Here is a 17,013-nt window from a genome sequence, read left to right on the forward strand (position 1 = left end):
TAGCGGAGCGTAGGGAAAACTACGTGAGCAACGGACATTTCGGCTGAATTTCATATTCGATGCTGATGATGCTGCTAGGCATGATTCGTAATCAAAAGCGGACTTTTTGAACAACCTTTTAATAGACATCATTGAGCTTTTTGGATATGCGGAAATAAATGAGCGTCACAGCCCCTACGATGAGAGCCGTTGTGAAACCGACTGCACTGCCATAACCGAGCTGCTGGAGTGATTGTGTGTCAGCCGACACGGGAAACAACAGTTTGAACAAATACAGATACATCACCTCTGTTTTGCCATACGGCCCCCCTTCGGTCAGCACCATAATACTCTCGTAACCTTTCAGCGCCGTGGTAATTGCCAGCATGATAATCATCTGCAAGACAGGACCCAGCAAAGGAATCGTTACATTCCGCAGTTTCTGAAACTCACTCGCTCCATCCAGTGATGCCGCCTCATAAAGCTCTTCAGGAATGCTCTGAAGACCCGCAATGAACAACAACATATAATTGCCCACAGCCCCCCAGATGGCGATGATGATGGTCGTCAGCATGGCATGCTCAGCTCCCAGCCAGCCGATCGGTTCGGAGATCACATGATACTTAAGCAGTAATTGGTTCAATATTCCGTTATAGGAGTTGAAAATAATAAAAAATACAATCGCCATGACCGAAGCGCTAAAAATAGTGGGAAGATAATAGATCGCCCTAAAGAGGGATCGCCCTCTCCATTTGCGATTCAGAATAATCGCCAAAGTTAACGACAGTGGAATCGTAACGACGAGTTTACCCAGGGCATACACACCCGTGTTGCCTACAGAATCCCAGAATTGCCCGTCGCGCAAAATGCGTCCAAAATTATCAAGCCCGATAAAGACAGGCGTCCCGATGCCTTGATAATCATAGAACATGTAACGCAGCGCCCATAACAGAGGATAGATCCCGAATACAACAGTTAAAAAAAGACTTGGAAAGATGAACATATAGGCATGTATTTTGGATGGTTTCACCAGAATCGGACCCCCTATAGCTTTTGAATGAAGTATAGAGGGAATATGGAGGAAAGCGGGATAGGGAAATCAACTTTCTACAGGGGAGAATGTGACTGCATGACCAAACAAAAAAACCTGTATTCAACGAATTTCCGTTGAGTCTACAGGTTCATATCTTGCGGTTCGGAATCTTAAATCTCAGTATACGTATGCAGCGTAGAGGCTACTCTGCTTCATTATATAGACGCAGCAGTTCTGTAAAATCAGAGATGAGCACATCTGAGCCTGCAAGCTCCTCATCACGACCGAACCCGGCATAAGCACATCCGATGACCGCCTGACCGTTCATTTTACCAGCTTCCACATCAGAAGAGCGATCCCCTACCATCCATGCGTCCTGAATACGATGTTTCTCAAGCAGGATCTGCACCAGATTAATCTTGGAGGGAGTCTTGTACTGGCCTGCACTGTATACCCCTTCAAAGAAAGGCATAATCTCGTGTGCAAACGCTACACCCTTCACGTAGTCCTCCAGCCCGTTACTTGCGACAAAAAGACGCACTCCTTGTTGTTTTAGTGCTTGCAGCGTTTCTTTCACCCCAGGATACAATTGAGAACTTCCTTGATCAAGCCCCTCAATCTCCAGTTGAAGCAGCAGTTCGTCTGCCCGGCGATGTGCCGCTTCCGATGCCTCAGGCATAACCACTTTCCATATATCTTCGAGCAACATGCCCAAACTTCCCAGCATCCGTTCCTCGGGTGGAGTTTCTCCTTCAAAATGCCCTTCGGCACGTAATGTATCAAATAGTTGCTGGTAAGCTGGCAACAACAGGGTCTCTGTCTGGAACAGCGTACCATCCATGTCAAAAATCATCGCTTCCGGTTTGAGTAATACCGTCTCTTTAGTCATGTCCAATGTTCCTTTCGGATTGGGATATGTATATGTAATTGGAATCGTTCCCTTATCATGATAAACATAACGTTTGAACGTGTAAACCAACGATTGTAAAACATCATCAACCCTAACCTTATACATAATCAACCAAACGTTATATTGTAGTTAAACAAACTATATACAAAAGAACTTTCTTTACGTATAATACTAAAAAATAGTTCTTTAGACACCTAATCTAAAGACCTAAAATTATTGCATTTCCAGTTTTTTCGACAATTACATATACCCCATAGAGAGGAATAACAAACATGAAAAAGCGAAAGACCTTTAAGATTTTTTATAAAATCGGATTAGGATATTTACTCGTACTTGCTGTACTTGCCGGTTGCATCCTGCTGATTCAGAACAGCACAAGTCAGCTTCAAGAGGAACTGGATTTTCTGGTCGATCACGATATGAGAGTACACGCCCTAACCTACGAACTCGAAAGAAACATGGTAGATATGGAAACGGGGCAACGTGGTTACGTTATTACTGGTCAGGACAATTACCTCGATCCCTACACCAAAGGAAAAGAAGAACTGGGTACTCTGAAAGATGAACTTGCGGAATTAATTTCGGACAACCCGGCCCAAACCGCACTCTTGAAAGACATACATAGTAACATGGAGAACTGGATCCAGATCGCTGGTGAACCTGTGGTCGCCCTTCGCCAAGCGAATAATACGCAAGCCATTCTAGATTTCTTTGCCGATGACCCGGGTAAACGAGACATGGACCAGCTTCGCTCTGCCCTCGATACGTTTCGAACCAACGAGCATACGTTAACCGATAACCGTACAGAAGCGCTGAAGCAAAAAAACACACTACTGAACTTGGAACTGTATGGGGCACTTATCGTTGTGGCCATTATCTCGTTCATCACTGCATTGGTCCTGTCACGTGCCATTGTTAGAAACATCCGTACCGTAAAACAGGCATTACATGACATCGGTTCTTCCAATGGTGACCTGACACTGAGAATCGCTACGCCAATGAAAGACGAAACTCGTGAACTCGCGGAGGCAGCCAATACAATGCTCGCTGGTTTGCAGCAAATGATGCTGGACGTTCAGAGCAATGCCATGATTCTGAGCACAGCTTCGGATCGATTGGATAAAGGGGTTGTCGATAGCCATCTTGCAGGAAAAGAAGTTGCTACTGCCATGGAACGCGTGGCTGAAGGCGCTGATGAACAGGTTGCTCTTACGCAAACCATGGTAGCTGCGATGCAGCAATCCCTCAACGGCCTTAATCGTGTCGCCTCCTCGGCAAGTGACGTAGCAGATCGTGCAGTGCGTACCGAATCCATTGCCGTGGATGGGCAACAGCGCATTGATAATGCTGTAGGCAAAATGAGTTCCATTGAGCAATCCTTCCTCTCTGTACAGGAAGCCATTAATGAAATTTCGAAGATGTCTGATCAAGTGATCAACATTGCAGATTCAATGTCGGGTATTGCGAGACAAACGAATCTGCTTGCACTTAACGCCGGAATCGAAGCTGCCCGCGCTGGGGAAAATGGACGTGGCTTCGCCGTCGTTGCCGCGGAAATCCGTAATCTTGCAGACCAAAGTGCAACATCAGCCAAAGAGATTACAAGTATATTGGAAACCGTGGTAGCAGGTGTTCAAAGTACGGTGCAGGTGGTTGATGAGAGCACGCTACATGTGAATGAAGGGTTGCGGACCATTGAGGATGCAGGTAATGCTTTTTCAACTATTACTCAGCATATTCATAACCTCAGTGGTGAAGTTCTGGAGGTATCTGCTGTTGTCGAGGAGTTAACTTCCGGTAGTGAGGCTGTGATGAAGTCCATCAATGAAGTATCGGCTGTTGTGGAAGATACTGCATCAGCTACAGAAGAAGTGTCTGCGATGACGGAGGAACAACTTGCTTCTCTGCAGGAAATGTCTGACACATCCAAGCAGTTGAATGAAATGTCCGATGCACTTGATCAGCTGGTTAAGCGATTCAAGCTGGCGTGACCTGAATCAACATACCGATAGCATGTCTATATAGTTATATCCTGCGCACATATTAAAGCAAAGAAGCATCGCAGACAGGCACACCTGGGCCACTGCGATGCTTCTTGGTGTTTAAGGAGAGCTGATACATTTAGAGGTACAGCAGGCCTACGAAATGAAAAAGCCTGACACTCCTTTTCTTATCCCGATTGTTCCGTGTTCCGTAGTGCTTCAAGCACCAATTGCGCCTGATACCCATCGTTAAAATCATATATCTTAGCTGGTTTGCCTTGTATACGGGCAATAACATGTTTAAGAACCGGCAGTTCACTGGCGGATTCAAGCACTTCCACTGGAGAAAGCGGCTGCCCCACCAGACCCGTCTTCAATTCATCCCAATTTTCCAGGGCAATCGTGCCCTTCGTACCGTACACCACCATGGATACACGTTCGTCCCCCGCAAATTGAGAAATACCGTTTAGCTGAATTCGGGTCCCGTCTTCCAGTTCCAGAGCAGCCTGTACTTCAAGTTCACAGTCTCCATTTTCAGGATATTGAACCTGAGTACTTACTACCCGGATGGCACCAAACACCTTTTGAATCATATGAATCCAGTGAATCCCTACTTCAAGAATAAATCCACCTTGTTCCCGGCTCGTAATCCATGCATTCTGTTGCCATGATCGTGGCCACTGCGGGAATTGCAAAATGAGATCTATTTTGCGAATTGCCCCCACAGTACCCTGCTCAATCATCTCTTGCAACTTCAGCACGGAAGGTTCATGCGGCATCGAGAAATGGATGGCATGAACAACGCCCGCCTGCTCTGCTGCATTCAGCATCTCTTCGGCTTCTTCTACACTATTGGCAAGCGGTTTCTCGCAGAATACATGAATCTTGCGCTCCAGCGCTTCCATGACAACCGGATAATGAAATTTCGGCGGAACTGCAATATACAGCAGATCTATCTGATGTTCATTCATCAATTGCTTGTAATCCGTATACGTCCTAACCCCCGAATGAGAAGCTGCAAAAGACGCCAAACCTTCCTCATTCGCATCACACACCGCTACAATCTCAATCTCCGTGTCCATCTTTGTATTCTCGATTAGATGAACCATATGTAATCCCATTTTACCCAGACCAATCAGAGCCATCTTGATGACTGCCATTCCATCCCCTCCCAATTCCTTTCCAGTATAGCAGAAAGCAAAGAATTGCAAATGCGATGCGTTGATACGAAAAAATAATAATCCCCTAGCTTTCAAGTCGTTATTAGAGGCTGAAATTCATCATTGTTAGTCATCTTTTTACATTATTTGTAACTAAGTGCCGATTGGGTAATTCGTTGCAGGGATATATAACCATTTATTTTTACTTTATCCAGCAACACTTAAAGCGTTACCAACTTAAGAATCAGGAATTTAGACTCACAAAAACAGGTTGACAAAAAACCACAAAAAAAGATACTCTTCCTAATAACAATGAATATTTCCTCTTACAACCTTAGACAGTAACTTGCATTCTACAAATGGAATATGCGTATGGTTCTAATAACCTATTTCATGAAGCGAGGTGTCCCGCATGAGAACAGTTGCGGACTATTTGGCAGAAACTCTGCGTAATCTAGGCGTTACTCATGTCTTTGGTATTATTGGTAAATCCATCTGTCCTGCTGTACTGAAAATGGTGGATTACGGATTAGAGTTCATTCCGGGCCGTCATGAATCCAGCTCAGGTTTTGCCGCATCCGGTTATGCATTACAGACGGGTAAACTCGGCGTTGCCTTTGCCACATCCGGTCCAGGCGGAACCAATCTGCTTACTGCAGCAGCCCATGCAAAGGCCAACAATCTGCCCGTACTGTTTATTACAGGTCATCAATCCATTCAGGAACTGGGGCTCCCCCAGTGTCAGGATTCTTCTTCCTATCTGGCTGATCTGGCCGAAATGTTCAGGCCTGCTACGCTATTCAGCAAACTGGTTGAGCGTGGAGATCACTTCGGCACACTACTGAATCATGCCCTCTCCCTTGCACTCGGCCCCAATAAAGGCCCTGTTCACCTTTGTCTACCTTTTGACGTACAGACTGAATTGTTATCTCAATGCCGTATTGTCATTCCCGAACCGGAACCTCTGCTTAGCGTATCTAACCTGAATCGAATTCTTCCTCTCATTCAACAATCCAACCGCCCTTTAATTATTGCTGGTAAAGGTGTAAGTCGCGCCAGAGCCCATGATGAATTGCTTCATTTGGCCGAATCGTTTAACATTCCCGTCATTACTACACCTGGTGGAAAAGGAGCGATTGCGTGGGACCATCCCCTGTACCATGGACCTTGTGGTGTTGGAGGTTTCCCGCATGCAGACGACATGCTGAACCAAAGTGACCTTTATATCGTTCTCGGTTCACGTCTGAGTGACATGACCCTCTGCAATCTGAAGCCTGATCATCATCCGGCACACCTCATTCAATTTGACGCTGATCCTACATTTGTAGGCAAGATTCTAAGCGCTCAAACCTTACATATCACCGGTGATTTGAAGGACAACCTGCAATATTTGCTGGGCTCATTAGAAGACCTCCCTACTCCTGTGAGAACCACGGCACCCATGGATTACACTGTCCCTTTACCAGATCTCCCCCAACTGTCTCTGGCTTCTGTGCTAGACGGAATGAGCGATCTGCTTCCGTACGATCATAAGCTGTTTGTTGATGATGGCAGCCATGGATTTCATGCAGTCCAGCGATATAAAGTCAAGAAACCAGGCAGCTTTGTGTTTGACGCTTACTTTGCCTGCATGGGTAATGCCATTGGTATGGCGATAGGTGCAAAGGCCGCTTCACCCGGAGAGACCGTTGTATGCATCACCGGTGACGGATGTTTCATGATGCTGGGGACGGAGATCAATACTGCGGTATGCAACAATCTGAATGTCATCTTCATTGTCGTTAACAACAAACAACTGGACATGGCACTCAAAGGAATGGAAAAAACAACAGGCAGAATTGATGGCACATTATATGAAGTTCCTATGGATGCAGCCAAATTCGCCGAATCTCTCGGTGCGGTTGCATTTCGAGCAGAAACCCTTGCTGAATTCTCATCTGCGCTGAACACAGCCCAGACGTTGAATCAGGTAACTGTTATTGAGCTTCTGACCGATCGAGATGAAATTCCACCCACGGCTCACCGCACCGTAACTTTGAATTAGGAGGAGCAGATCATGAGTGAACATGTAGCTCAGGGACTAGACCGTTTTGCGAAACTTTCTGGTGAGTACGGCGCAAGAGCCCTCGCACCCATCAAAGAACATTTTCCCGAATTGTCGGAATTTATTATGGGGACGGCATACGGGGATATTTTTCAGCGCACCACGATTACGGATCAATGGAAGGAAGTTGCTATCATCTCTTCGTTGATCACCCAAGGACAGTATGAACAATTGGGGGTGCATTACACGATGGCTCTGAGCGTAGGAGTAACGGTGGATCAGCTCAAGGGAATATTGCTACATCTGGCACCATGTGTAGGGGCTCCACGCATTATTAGCGCATTTAATATTTTGCTTGCGACCTTGGATGAAATACAGTAATTCACTTTTCTACATTTTTATACATGATTCGACTTTTTTATTGATCTTTTTACATTCCTACCTTTATAATATGGTTAAATTATCCTTCATACCAGCTCTCATCTTAGAAGCTTTCAGCAGAGGTCCTATGGGGCTGTGTATCCATTAGCAGGATAGCCTTAACTCATTTAAAGGAGAGAGATCAAGCATGGGAAATTTCATTCTTAAGACTGACGTTCCAAACAAGGTGTTAAACATTGAACTGGAGGGTTCTTTCTCTCAAGAAGACGGTTTGCGTTCCATCTCGGCCTATCAGGATACGATCGCTCCTCTTAACACCAAGGAGTATGACCTGAACATCGATTGCAAAAAGTTGAATGTTACTGCGCCGGAGATTGTTCCTCTTCTGGAAGGCTGCCTTCAATTGTTCAAAAAAGATGAATATAAAAAAATCGTGTTGACCCTCGAGAACAACGCGATTCTAAAAATGCAATTGTCCCGACTTGGTCGGTCTGTTGGGCTGGACAATCTCGAAATCATATCTACCGTTACCACTTAATAAACCAGGCGGACAAGCTGTAAATTCACCCTTCCGCTCAAGAGGAGAATGAAGATGGCCGGAATTCGTATTGTAGATATCGATATCTATCATCCAGCAACCAAGGTGCACAATGATTTTTATATTGAACATTTTGATGCAAGAGGTGTAGATATTCGTGGATTGTTACAGGCACTTGGTCGTGATACACGTTATAAAATTGACAACGATGACGAAAATTCACTAAGCATGGCCTTTGAGGCAGCCAGTAATCTACTGGAAAAAACCGGACTCACCGGTGCAGATATTGATCTGATTGCTTATGCAAGCCAAACGCCAGAATACATCTTTCCTACGAATTCCTTGATGATTCATCGCCTGATTAACGGAGCTTCTCACACGATCTGTATTGACAGTAACGCCAACTGTGCAGGCATGACTGCTGCTTTCGAACAGGTTAGCCGGCAGATGCTGGGCAATCCTCGAATTCGCCGGGCATTAATCATCGGCTCGGATTACGTGGCTCCTCACGCCAGTCCCGATGATCCCGTATACTTCGCCAATTTCGGTGATGCAGCAGCGGCGGTTATTATAGAGCGGGATGAACAAGCTGTCGGTTTCATTGATTCCATCTATCAGACGGATACCTGCGTGTATGGTAATTCTCTTTTTCCTGCAGAAGGCTTGGCGAAATTGGGCAAAACAGGTGTAGATGCAGGTGCCTTTCATGTGAAATTCATCCCATTTGATGATTCCATCTGTGTGGATGCCGCTTCCGAGTCCATTCGTACTTTGCTGACACGTAACGAGATTGGACCAGACGAGATCAGAGCCGCCTGCTTCTCCCAGCTATCCATTAGTAACATTCGGGCTGTATCCGAGAACGTCGGCATTGGTGATGATATTGCCGTCTATATCGGAGATGAGTTCGGATATACTTCAACCAGCAGTCCGTTCATCGCATTACATCGAGCGGTTACAACCGGTCAGATTCAGCGTGGTGACAAAGTTCTGTTCTGGACCGTTGGAGCCGGGTGGCAAAATGTTGCCATGGTGGTTGAATATTAGATCTTACTTCGTCAAAATTATCTTTATTCACCAAAATAATAACCAGGACGATCCCTTTTATTTTAAATTCAAAAAGGATCGTCTTTTTATTTGAAAGCAATCCTCAATACACCACGTACACTGCTTCGGCCTTTATTAACTCATAGCAATTAACTCAAAGCAAAAAGCAGCCCTTTCGGACTGCCAGACTTCTGCTTTTATACCAAACGTTCAGAAAATCTTCTTTGTCTCCCGATCGTCTTTCAGGATCTCTACAGCCTCCCGAAAACGCAAGGAATGCACAATCTCGCGTTCTCTTAGAAACTTCAGACTGTCCTGCAGATCCACGTCATCGGTCAGGTCGATCAACCATTGATATGTAGCCCGGGCTTTCTCCTCTGCTGCAATATCCTCGTACAGATCCGCAATCGGATCACCCTTTGAAGCGATATAAGCTGCTGTAAAGGGTACACCGGAGGAATTCGTATAAAACAAGGCAGAGTCACGCTGCGCATAGTTCGGCCCAAGTCCCGCTTCTTGCAACTGTTCCACCGAAGCGTCCTTCGTCAGCTTGTAGATCATGGTAGCGATCATTTCGAGGTGCGCGAATTCCTCTGTGCCTATGTCCGTCAATAGCCCGATAATTTTGTCCGGAATCGTATATCGCTGATTTAAATACCGCAGTGCCGCCGCCAGTTCCCCATCCGCTCCCCCGTATTGCTCCGCCAGCAATTTCGCCATATGAGGATCACATTTACTAACCCTTACGGGGTATTGCAGTTTTTTCTCATACACCCACATGCCAGACGCCTCCCTCTACGTTATCAAAATATGCCCCTTCTTCAGCCCCCCAGAGCTTCCCGAACTTTATAGTCTTGCAAGGAAACCCGAGGCAGCTGCTGTTGTCACACTTGCCATGGCCAAGGTGTCTGAGACCATTCCCACGGATACTTGGAGAACGCATGACCAAAGTTCATCAACGGTCCATACAACTGCTGAAATTCATGGGCTACCCGCATTCGCTCCTGACTGAACTTGTTGTACTGCTCAATGCTTTGGAAGTCTCCCGGATGGGTGTCCAGGTACAGATTCAGTTCCACTAACACGAAATCCAGCGCCTGAAGTTCTTCAAGCAATTCGTAGTATTTAGGGTCACAGGGTTTCGGTACTTCAGGTTCCATCCACATCCACCTTCCTTCCCTTCGATCTTGCTGGTGTATAAGGGCTGTATAATGCAGGCCATAACGTCCCCACTCTTAATGCTTCTGCCGGACTGTACTGTGGCCAGCCCATAGGCTGAAATGGAATAAATAATTGCGGAGGTACCAGATACGTCCGAATCTCTACTGGCGGACAAGGATCAAACGGCCCCACAAAAGGGGCGTAAGCACGAAGTTGCGGATCTTTCACAGAACAACGCCTCCTATAATACATCGTTGGTGCAACTGAATATTACTGAGGTCCTTCCAGTTTCCCGTCTCTATAACTATATGACGCTGTCCCCCAAGTTAATCCGAAATTCGTTTCAACTATATGCAGAATTTCTCCAAATTCTTCTTCAAAATAAAAAAAGACCTTCGGTTCGTTCCCCTTTCAGGTAACTTCCAAAGGTCTAATATCCTGGCAGATTTTCGTAATCTGCGTCATTTCATACTTTTGCTCGTCTTATCTTGCTCCTGCAAAGAGAACTATTCTGCCGGCTTTTCTTCCGAATTCATGTCTTGAGGGACAGATTGCTTGTACACTCGAACCCGGGTAATTCGCAAGCGAGTCGATTCTTCCACTTCAAAAACGTACCCATTCAGCTCCTGCGTTTTCCCCTTGGTTGGATTACCCCCAAGCTCTTTAAATAACCATCCGCCGATCGTATCCACTTCTTCATCCTCAATGATGGCTCCGGTCCACTTATGAACTTCTTCAATAAGCGAACGACCATCAACGGAAAAGGAATCCCCACTGCGCTCCATATGCGGGCGCTCATCCTCAAACTCGTCATACAAGTCTCCAACGATCTCTTCCAGAATTTCTTCCGCAGTCAACAATCCAGCTGTGCCACCATATTCATCCACAACCAGCGTCATCTGTGAATGTTTCTTCTGCATGAGACGCAGCACATGGCTGATTTCCATGGATTCAGGAACGTTTAAGATTGGACGGACGAGTGAAGCCAGATCATGCTGTTGCTCCGGTTTAGCCAGCAACAGATCGGTGATGTGTATAAATCCAATGATCTCATCCTTGTCTTCTACTGCCACGGGATACCGGGAATGTTTGGTTGCATTAATGATCTCCAGGTTCTCTTCCAAAGACATATGCGTGTACAGACAATCCATGTCTGTACGTGGCAGCATCACTTCACGTGCCAACATATCGGAGAAATCAAAGATGTTGTCCATCAGTTTGATCTCATCTTTATCGATGACACCACTTTTGGCACTCTGCTTCATCAGAATACGAAGTTCATCTTCCGAGTGAGCTTCGCCTTCACTGGCAGGTTCGATACCCGCCAGACGCAGCAATGCATTGGCCGATACATTCAGTACCCAGATGAACGGGAAGAAGATTTTGTAGAACAACAGCAAGGGCGCAGATAAAAACAATGCCACTCCGTCTGTTTTTTGAATTGCCAACGATTTAGGTGCAAGCTCACCCAGCACAATATGCAGAAACGTAATGATACAAAAACCGATAATGACCGACACGGTCGAAATAAGCCCTGTATCTCCTACACCGAGCTTAAACATGAGAGGCTCAACGAGCAATTCGGAGATGGCCGGTTCTCCCAGCCACCCGAGTCCAAGTGATGTCAGCGTAATCCCGAACTGAGTTGCCGATAGATAGGAATCCAGTTTACTATTCACCTTCAGTGCATAACCAGCCATACGATTTCCTTCACTCTGCAATTGAGTTAAGCGTGTCTGCCTTACTTTCACAAGGGAAAACTCTGCTGCGACAAAGACACCATTCAAAAATACGAGCAAAAAGACACAGACCAGATTAAATACCAGCTGCCCAAGATGAAATTCGGTATGAATATCCAAGTTGAAACTCCCCTTTTCTATCTATTTCAGGAATGCACCTGGAATATCAACGTGTGATTGCCTTTCTCGATTTGAAATCCACACCCTTGTAATACATATCTGCCACTAGCAGATTTGGTCCGCAACAGGATGCAATATCGCAATGGCAATTGACCGTTTGATTCAACGGATGTTCCGCTGACCATTCATGGAACACCTCATCCAGTTTACGATCACGAATGTTGCCAAACGCCGGGATATCCGCAAAATCCGTCACATACACATTACCCGTGAACATGTTGACGTTAACGCGATTACGTCCGTCCGGATCGTTACGCACCGTCACATTTGGTTCGCTGTATAAACGGTTGATCAGTTCCCGATCCTGCTCTGCTGCACTGCACGCGAAGAATGGCAGGGTCCCGAACAGCATCCACATATCTTTGTCACGCGCATCAAGCAAACGATGAATCGCTGCTCTCATATGGTCCAGTGATAAAACAGGCAGTGACGAAGCAAAGTTCGAATTATACATCGGATGCACTTCATGACGGACACAGCCCATCTCACGAATCAATTGGTGAATACCATCCAGCTTGTCGTGCGTACGGAAGTTAATCATCGACTCCGCAGAGATAAACATGCCTGCTTCACTCAGTTTGCGTGAATTTTCAATCATTTTCTCATACATCTTCACCGCTACTTCACGTTTCACAGGTCTGCCACTATTTGCAAATCCAACTTGATGGAAATCGTCAGCATTCAAATAGTTGAATGAGATATGCATGACGTCCAGATAAGGTAAAAGTTGCTCATACCGACTGATATCCAGCGTTAAATTTGAATTGATCTGGGTACGAATTCCACGTTCCTTGGCATATTTGAGCAGCGGGATAATCATCTCATCCACTGTTTTCTGGCTAAAGCTTGGCTCGCCACCCGTCAGACTAATCGTCTGCAGATGCTCCACTTCATCCAATCGTTTCAGCATCAGAGGGAGTGGAAGAGCCGGCGCCTCACGCATCGTAAGCATATCTCCCACGGCACAATGCTCACACCTCATATTGCACAGATGTGTCACCGTCATTTCTACACTAGTCAGCACATGGCGTCCATATGTACGCAGAGAGCCGATCGGATCCCACGGATCATTCGTTGGCGATAAAGGCATCGGTTGTACCGATCCTGAGTTTAGCATGGTCATTGTTCTTCACCTTATTCCTTTTATTAACCTAAAAAGTTTTATTTACATCATACCTTGTGTTTCTCTTTTTGGAGTTATCTTTTATCATAGCACAATTTTGAATGCTCCGGCATACGTAGACCCTGTCCATTACATGACAAAAAACGCTCAGGCCAATCCGGACCGAATTACGAAACGGCCCGGATATTACGACATGAGCGCTAATCATCTTTCAAGTAGTTCAGCTTTCCACCTGTTCACTTTGAGCCGCTGAAGGTGTATCCTCCACACCCTCTACACCTGTGATCATCACAGACAGAGCTGTCAGCAGGTTAATCTCATAAGGCGAAGATAAAGTCTGGCCGTCCGCATCTTTTAGAACACGGATAAGCGGACGTTGAGGAACACGTGAATGAATTGATGCAACTACTCCAACCTCTCCTGTACTGAGCTTGACTGAAATACCTACCGGGTATATCGCGACACAATCCCTGAACTTCTCCAGCATCCATTGTTCATAGAGGGTTCCTGAACCCGTATACAATACCTCTACTGCCTGATGCGGCAGCAAAGCTTGCTTGTACACCCGATTCGTCGTCATGGCATCATACGAATCAGCAAGCGCAATCCATTTGGCATATTCATGAATTTCCTTATCTTTCAAACCAAAGGGATATCCACTGCCATCAATTCGTTCATGGTGCTGCAATGCACAATGCGCGGATAGAAGCGGTATACCTGGTTCGTCTTTGAGAATACGGTGTCCATATGTAGTGTGCTGCTGAATGATTTTGAATTCCTCGTCACTCAATCTGGAGGGTTTATGCAGGATTTCTGGTGCAATCTGTGTTTTGCCGATATCATGCAACAAAGCGCCCAGACCAATCTCCATTAATTGCTGGCGTGTGTAACCCGAAGCGACACCAAGAACCAGCGTGTACACACATACATTCAGAGAATGGTTATACAGGTCAAAATCACTGGAGTTCATGTCCATCAGCATAATCATGGCTTCCTTCTGACTGCCGATGTCTTCCAGAATCGCATTCATCACACCACTAAGCGCTTTACCGAAATGAGGAATCTGATTTTTGGTTTTCAGTCCTGACATGCTCTGAAATTGCTGTTTTATCTCGACCAGTGCTTTCCTTCGGGTCTCTTCCTGCAACATTTCAGGAACGATGATGTCCTCTGTCGCAGCATCTTTAATATACACATAACCGACTCCGAGATCCTTAAGGCGTCCAATCAATCGACTGGTTAGCTCTACATCCTCACTAAGTAATACAAGGCCTTCTTCACTATAAATACGTTTCCCCAGCTTCATGCCAGGCTGCAATAAGTTTATATGTACTAAACGCACAGCCTATCCTCTCCCGCTCCGTAGATGTGATTACCACTAGCCGCCGCTTCAGCAGAAGGCAAGTACTTTAAATTTAGCTTTGATGCCAGCGGGCTCGCAGGCTGTCGTCCAGAGCCCCTGGTCGTTTTATTTCCGTTTCCAGCAAATCGCGTATGAATTCCGGAAGATGATAGAGCGTACGGGTTCCATGAGCAAGAGGAGGATACCCCACATTGAACGTAAACATGTCCAGTGTTCCAACGATATACTCACATTGTTCGTCCATAGGCTCCCCATTGATGGATATGGCCTGGATCTTCTCATAGGCTGGCGCATGTGGATTGTATTGAACTTGCATTCCGTCCATACATAACGTGCCTAGAATATGACCACGAAAACCAAATCCTACAATGGGCTTACCTGAAAACTCGTCCAACAAGGACTGCTCAAGTGCTTCACGAATATGACTTCCACTCAAGCATATTGTACAAGCATTTATAGGAGATGGACATAGGGAATGCAACATTCCTTTTGTAATATTACCTTGTGGAAGCTCTCCGAGAAGCTGACCTGCATTCACCAGAGACAGCTGTGCCCCCGTGAAATGACGAACAGCTTGTGCAAGCAAGGTTGCAAACGGGGATTCCCGGTCATACGTGATAGGCAGCAACCGATCCGTTATCACTGCCGTCTGATTGAGTGTCCTTTCGGCCTCCGTACGATTCGTAGCGATTGCCAGCGCGACCTGATCATCCAGTAATATCCTCTTGGCAGCCATACAACCGCTACTTACCAGTTGGAGAGGTTCTCCCACACTTGTTCGTTCCAGAACCACTTTCCCAAGCCATTGGCCAAATTTCCCAGCTGCACCCAGCACGGTCTGACCAATGACTAAAGGTTCTTCGAGAACATGATGGGTATGTCCACCGAGAATAACATCAATTCCAGTAATCTGCTCTGCCAGTCTCCGATCTGTCGAAAGCCCCAGATGTGAAAGAATAACCACCACATCCACTTCATCACGTAATGCTTCCACTTGAGCTCTCAGTGAATCCACAGGGTCCAGAACATCCCATCCGAGCAGTTCGTAAAACGTGGTAAAAGGGGCCGTTGCCCCCAGCAGACCAACGCGAAATGGACCTTTCTCCACAATCAGAGAAGGTTTCATCCACACTGGAGCAAGTCCAGTATCTTGCTCCACAACATTGCCGCATACCACAGGGCACAGAAGTCCAGCGTAGGACTGCGAGAGCTGATCTGGCGTAAAGGTTAGACCTTCGTTGTTACCGATTGTAATGGCATCGTAGCCCGTCAGGTTAATAACATCAACATTAGCCGTACCCAGTGTTCCCTCTGTTTCAACGGCCATCCGGTCCATATGATCGCCGATATCCAATACAAGGAAGTTGCCACCTTGGTCACGTTCCTCATTGATCATAGCGGCGATGGTGCTCATGGAGCCGAAGTGGCTATGAATGTCATTGGTGTGCAGAATCGTTAATGTTTGCTTCTCCCTGGTGCTCATCACACCGCCTCCCCTGCTCTTCAATAAACGTTCATTCTTCTAATGGATAAGCATAACATTTTCCGCGTCGTTATGATATATTTAAAGGGTTTAGAGATCAAAAAGAGGTGAGTCATATCTATGAAATTGACAATTCAACTATTTGCAGGCATTGCAGAACGTTTAAATACATCCCTTCTGGAGTTTGAGTACATCGGAGACATTCCAACCGCTGCCGATTTAAAAGAAAAACTGAGTCTGGCCTACCCAGAGGCATCTTCTCAGATAAGGACATCCTTTTTGGCAGTTAACCAGCAGTACGCTCCTGCCGATACTATACTTAGCTCAGAAGATGAACTTGCGTTGATCCCTCCCGTCTCTGGAGGTGATGGTACGGATATATCCGATGAAAGGCTTCGCTCTACCGTTCCAGAGCATCGGACTGAAGATGGCTTATTTCTGATTACAGAGTCCACCTTGTCCGTGGAAGCAACAACGGCGCTAGTGATTACCCCAAATCACGGGGCAGCTCTTACTTTTGTAGGTACGACTCGTGAAATGACCGGTGAACAGCGCACCGTTCATCTTGAATACGAGGCCTATGTGCCGATGGCTCTTTCTCAGATGGCTGCGATTGGTACGGAAATCTCCGACCGCTGGCCTGGTGTGTTATGTGCAATCAGTCACCGAATTGGCAAAGTGGATGTGGCAGAGATTAGTGTAGTCATTGCCGTTTCCTCACCTCATCGCAACGACTGTTATGATGCAAGCCGTTACGCCATAGAGAGACTCAAACAGACCGTTCCGATCTGGAAAAAGGAAATCTGGGAAGATGGATCTGAATGGAAGGGACATCAATCAGGACCATGGAACCCCATGGAGATCTAAACAATGAGCCTTTACACCTTTTT

The 17,013-nt window shown here is 46.1% G+C and carries 16 protein-coding genes; 6 read left to right on the plus strand and 10 right to left on the minus strand.

Annotated features, from left to right (window positions below; translation table 11 throughout):
* Positions 1-118 precede the first annotated feature (118 nt).
* Both D829_RS0113935 and D829_RS0113940 read right to left on the minus strand, forming a co-directional pair.
* Positions 119-1,009 carry a sugar ABC transporter permease gene (locus tag D829_RS0113935; RefSeq protein ID WP_017689516.1) on the minus strand — a complete coding sequence of 297 codons (891 nt, stop codon included), beginning with the start codon at positions 1,007-1,009 and terminating at the stop codon, positions 119-121.
* Positions 1,010-1,214: 205 nt separating this feature from the next.
* Positions 1,215-1,901 (minus strand): HAD hydrolase-like protein, encoded by a 687-nt coding sequence (locus D829_RS0113940; protein ID WP_026081171.1) that lies wholly within the window; start codon positions 1,899-1,901, stop codon positions 1,215-1,217.
* A 293-nt stretch (positions 1,902-2,194) separates the two neighbouring features.
* Between D829_RS0113940 and D829_RS0113945 the strand changes: the two genes are divergently transcribed.
* Positions 2,195-3,913 (plus strand): methyl-accepting chemotaxis protein, encoded by a 1,719-nt coding sequence (locus tag D829_RS0113945; protein WP_017689518.1) that lies wholly within the window; start codon positions 2,195-2,197, stop codon positions 3,911-3,913.
* A 179-nt stretch (positions 3,914-4,092) separates the two neighbouring features.
* Here the strand turns inward: D829_RS0113945 and D829_RS0113950 are convergent, their stop codons facing one another.
* Complete coding sequence (locus D829_RS0113950) at positions 4,093-5,064, minus strand: Gfo/Idh/MocA family oxidoreductase (RefSeq protein ID WP_017689519.1); 972 nt, start codon at positions 5,062-5,064, stop codon at positions 4,093-4,095.
* Positions 5,065-5,476: 412 nt separating this feature from the next.
* Here D829_RS0113950 and D829_RS0113955 point away from each other — a divergent pair, with 412 nt between their 5' ends.
* The 4 genes from D829_RS0113955 to D829_RS0113970 all read left to right on the plus strand — a co-directional run bounded on the left by D829_RS0113955 (position 5,477) and on the right by D829_RS0113970 (position 9,074).
* Complete coding sequence (locus tag D829_RS0113955) at positions 5,477-7,108, plus strand: thiamine pyrophosphate-binding protein (RefSeq protein WP_017689520.1); 1,632 nt, start codon at positions 5,477-5,479, stop codon at positions 7,106-7,108.
* 12 nt (positions 7,109-7,120) lie between these two features.
* On the plus strand, positions 7,121-7,489 hold the full coding sequence (locus D829_RS0113960) for a carboxymuconolactone decarboxylase family protein (protein WP_017689521.1): 369 nt from the start codon (positions 7,121-7,123) through the stop codon (positions 7,487-7,489).
* A 187-nt stretch (positions 7,490-7,676) separates the two neighbouring features.
* On the plus strand, positions 7,677-8,027 hold the full coding sequence (locus tag D829_RS0113965; protein ID WP_017689522.1) for a hypothetical protein: 351 nt from the start codon (positions 7,677-7,679) through the stop codon (positions 8,025-8,027).
* Positions 8,028-8,081: 54 nt separating this feature from the next.
* Positions 8,082-9,074, plus strand: a complete 993-nt coding sequence (locus D829_RS0113970; protein WP_017689523.1) for a 3-oxoacyl-[acyl-carrier-protein] synthase III C-terminal domain-containing protein — start codon at positions 8,082-8,084, stop codon at positions 9,072-9,074.
* A gap of 210 nt (positions 9,075-9,284) precedes the next feature.
* On the opposite strand, the gene D829_RS0113975 is transcribed toward D829_RS0113970, so the two are convergent.
* From D829_RS0113975 to D829_RS0114005, 7 genes are all read right to left on the minus strand, one after another.
* Complete coding sequence (locus tag D829_RS0113975) at positions 9,285-9,854, minus strand: manganese catalase family protein (protein WP_017689524.1); 570 nt, start codon at positions 9,852-9,854, stop codon at positions 9,285-9,287.
* Between the two features lie 104 nt (positions 9,855-9,958).
* The gene (locus D829_RS0113980) at positions 9,959-10,234 is read right to left on the minus strand and encodes a spore coat protein CotJB (protein WP_017689525.1); all 276 of its coding nucleotides are present in this window, start codon (positions 10,232-10,234) and stop codon (positions 9,959-9,961) included.
* Positions 10,224-10,463: a spore coat associated protein CotJA gene (locus tag D829_RS0113985; protein WP_017689526.1), complete on the minus strand. Its 240-nt coding sequence runs from the start codon at positions 10,461-10,463 to the stop codon at positions 10,224-10,226. The genes D829_RS0113980 and D829_RS0113985 overlap by 11 nt, the downstream gene beginning before the upstream one ends.
* 278 nt (positions 10,464-10,741) lie before the next feature.
* Positions 10,742-12,094, minus strand: coding sequence for a hemolysin family protein (locus D829_RS0113990; protein ID WP_017689527.1), 1,353 nt, complete (start codon positions 12,092-12,094; stop codon positions 10,742-10,744).
* Between the two features lie 46 nt (positions 12,095-12,140).
* A complete protein-coding gene (yfkAB, locus tag D829_RS0113995) occupies positions 12,141-13,277 on the minus strand; it encodes a radical SAM/CxCxxxxC motif protein YfkAB (RefSeq protein ID WP_017689528.1) in 1,137 nt (378 codons plus the stop codon).
* Between the two features lie 220 nt (positions 13,278-13,497).
* Positions 13,498-14,619, minus strand: coding sequence for an HD-GYP domain-containing protein (locus D829_RS0114000; RefSeq protein WP_017689529.1), 1,122 nt, complete (start codon positions 14,617-14,619; stop codon positions 13,498-13,500).
* Between the two features lie 73 nt (positions 14,620-14,692).
* Complete coding sequence (locus D829_RS0114005) at positions 14,693-16,123, minus strand: 5'-nucleotidase C-terminal domain-containing protein (RefSeq protein ID WP_017689530.1); 1,431 nt, start codon at positions 16,121-16,123, stop codon at positions 14,693-14,695.
* 120 nt (positions 16,124-16,243) lie between these two features.
* Between D829_RS0114005 and D829_RS0114010 the strand changes: the two genes are divergently transcribed.
* Complete coding sequence (locus D829_RS0114010; protein WP_017689531.1) at positions 16,244-16,990, plus strand: molybdenum cofactor biosynthesis protein MoaE; 747 nt, start codon at positions 16,244-16,246, stop codon at positions 16,988-16,990.
* The last annotated feature ends 23 nt before the right edge of the window (positions 16,991-17,013 follow it).

The sequence above is a fragment of the Paenibacillus sp. PAMC 26794 genome (assembly GCF_000316035.1).
Taxonomy (GTDB): domain Bacteria; phylum Bacillota; class Bacilli; order Paenibacillales; family Paenibacillaceae; genus Paenibacillus.

Coding starts and splice junctions, on each gene's coding strand:
- D829_RS0113965 (WP_017689522.1), top strand. CDS start 7,677: ATGGGAAATTTCATTCTTAAGACTGACGTTCCAAACAAGGTGTTAAAC.
- D829_RS0113955 (WP_017689520.1), top strand. CDS start 5,477: ATGAGAACAGTTGCGGACTATTTGGCAGAAACTCTGCGTAATCTAGGC.
- D829_RS0113945 (WP_017689518.1), top strand. CDS start 2,195: ATGAAAAAGCGAAAGACCTTTAAGATTTTTTATAAAATCGGATTAGGA.
- D829_RS0113940 (WP_026081171.1), bottom strand. CDS start 1,901: ATGACTAAAGAGACGGTATTACTCAAACCGGAAGCGATGATTTTTGAC.
- D829_RS0113960 (WP_017689521.1), top strand. CDS start 7,121: ATGAGTGAACATGTAGCTCAGGGACTAGACCGTTTTGCGAAACTTTCT.
- D829_RS0114010 (WP_017689531.1), top strand. CDS start 16,244: ATGAAATTGACAATTCAACTATTTGCAGGCATTGCAGAACGTTTAAAT.
- D829_RS0113980 (WP_017689525.1), bottom strand. CDS start 10,234: ATGGAACCTGAAGTACCGAAACCCTGTGACCCTAAATACTACGAATTG.
- D829_RS0113950 (WP_017689519.1), bottom strand. CDS start 5,064: ATGGCAGTCATCAAGATGGCTCTGATTGGTCTGGGTAAAATGGGATTA.
- D829_RS0113975 (WP_017689524.1), bottom strand. CDS start 9,854: ATGTGGGTGTATGAGAAAAAACTGCAATACCCCGTAAGGGTTAGTAAA.
- D829_RS0113970 (WP_017689523.1), top strand. CDS start 8,082: ATGGCCGGAATTCGTATTGTAGATATCGATATCTATCATCCAGCAACC.
- D829_RS0114005 (WP_017689530.1), bottom strand. CDS start 16,123: ATGAGCACCAGGGAGAAGCAAACATTAACGATTCTGCACACCAATGAC.
- yfkAB (WP_017689528.1), bottom strand. CDS start 13,277: ATGACCATGCTAAACTCAGGATCGGTACAACCGATGCCTTTATCGCCA.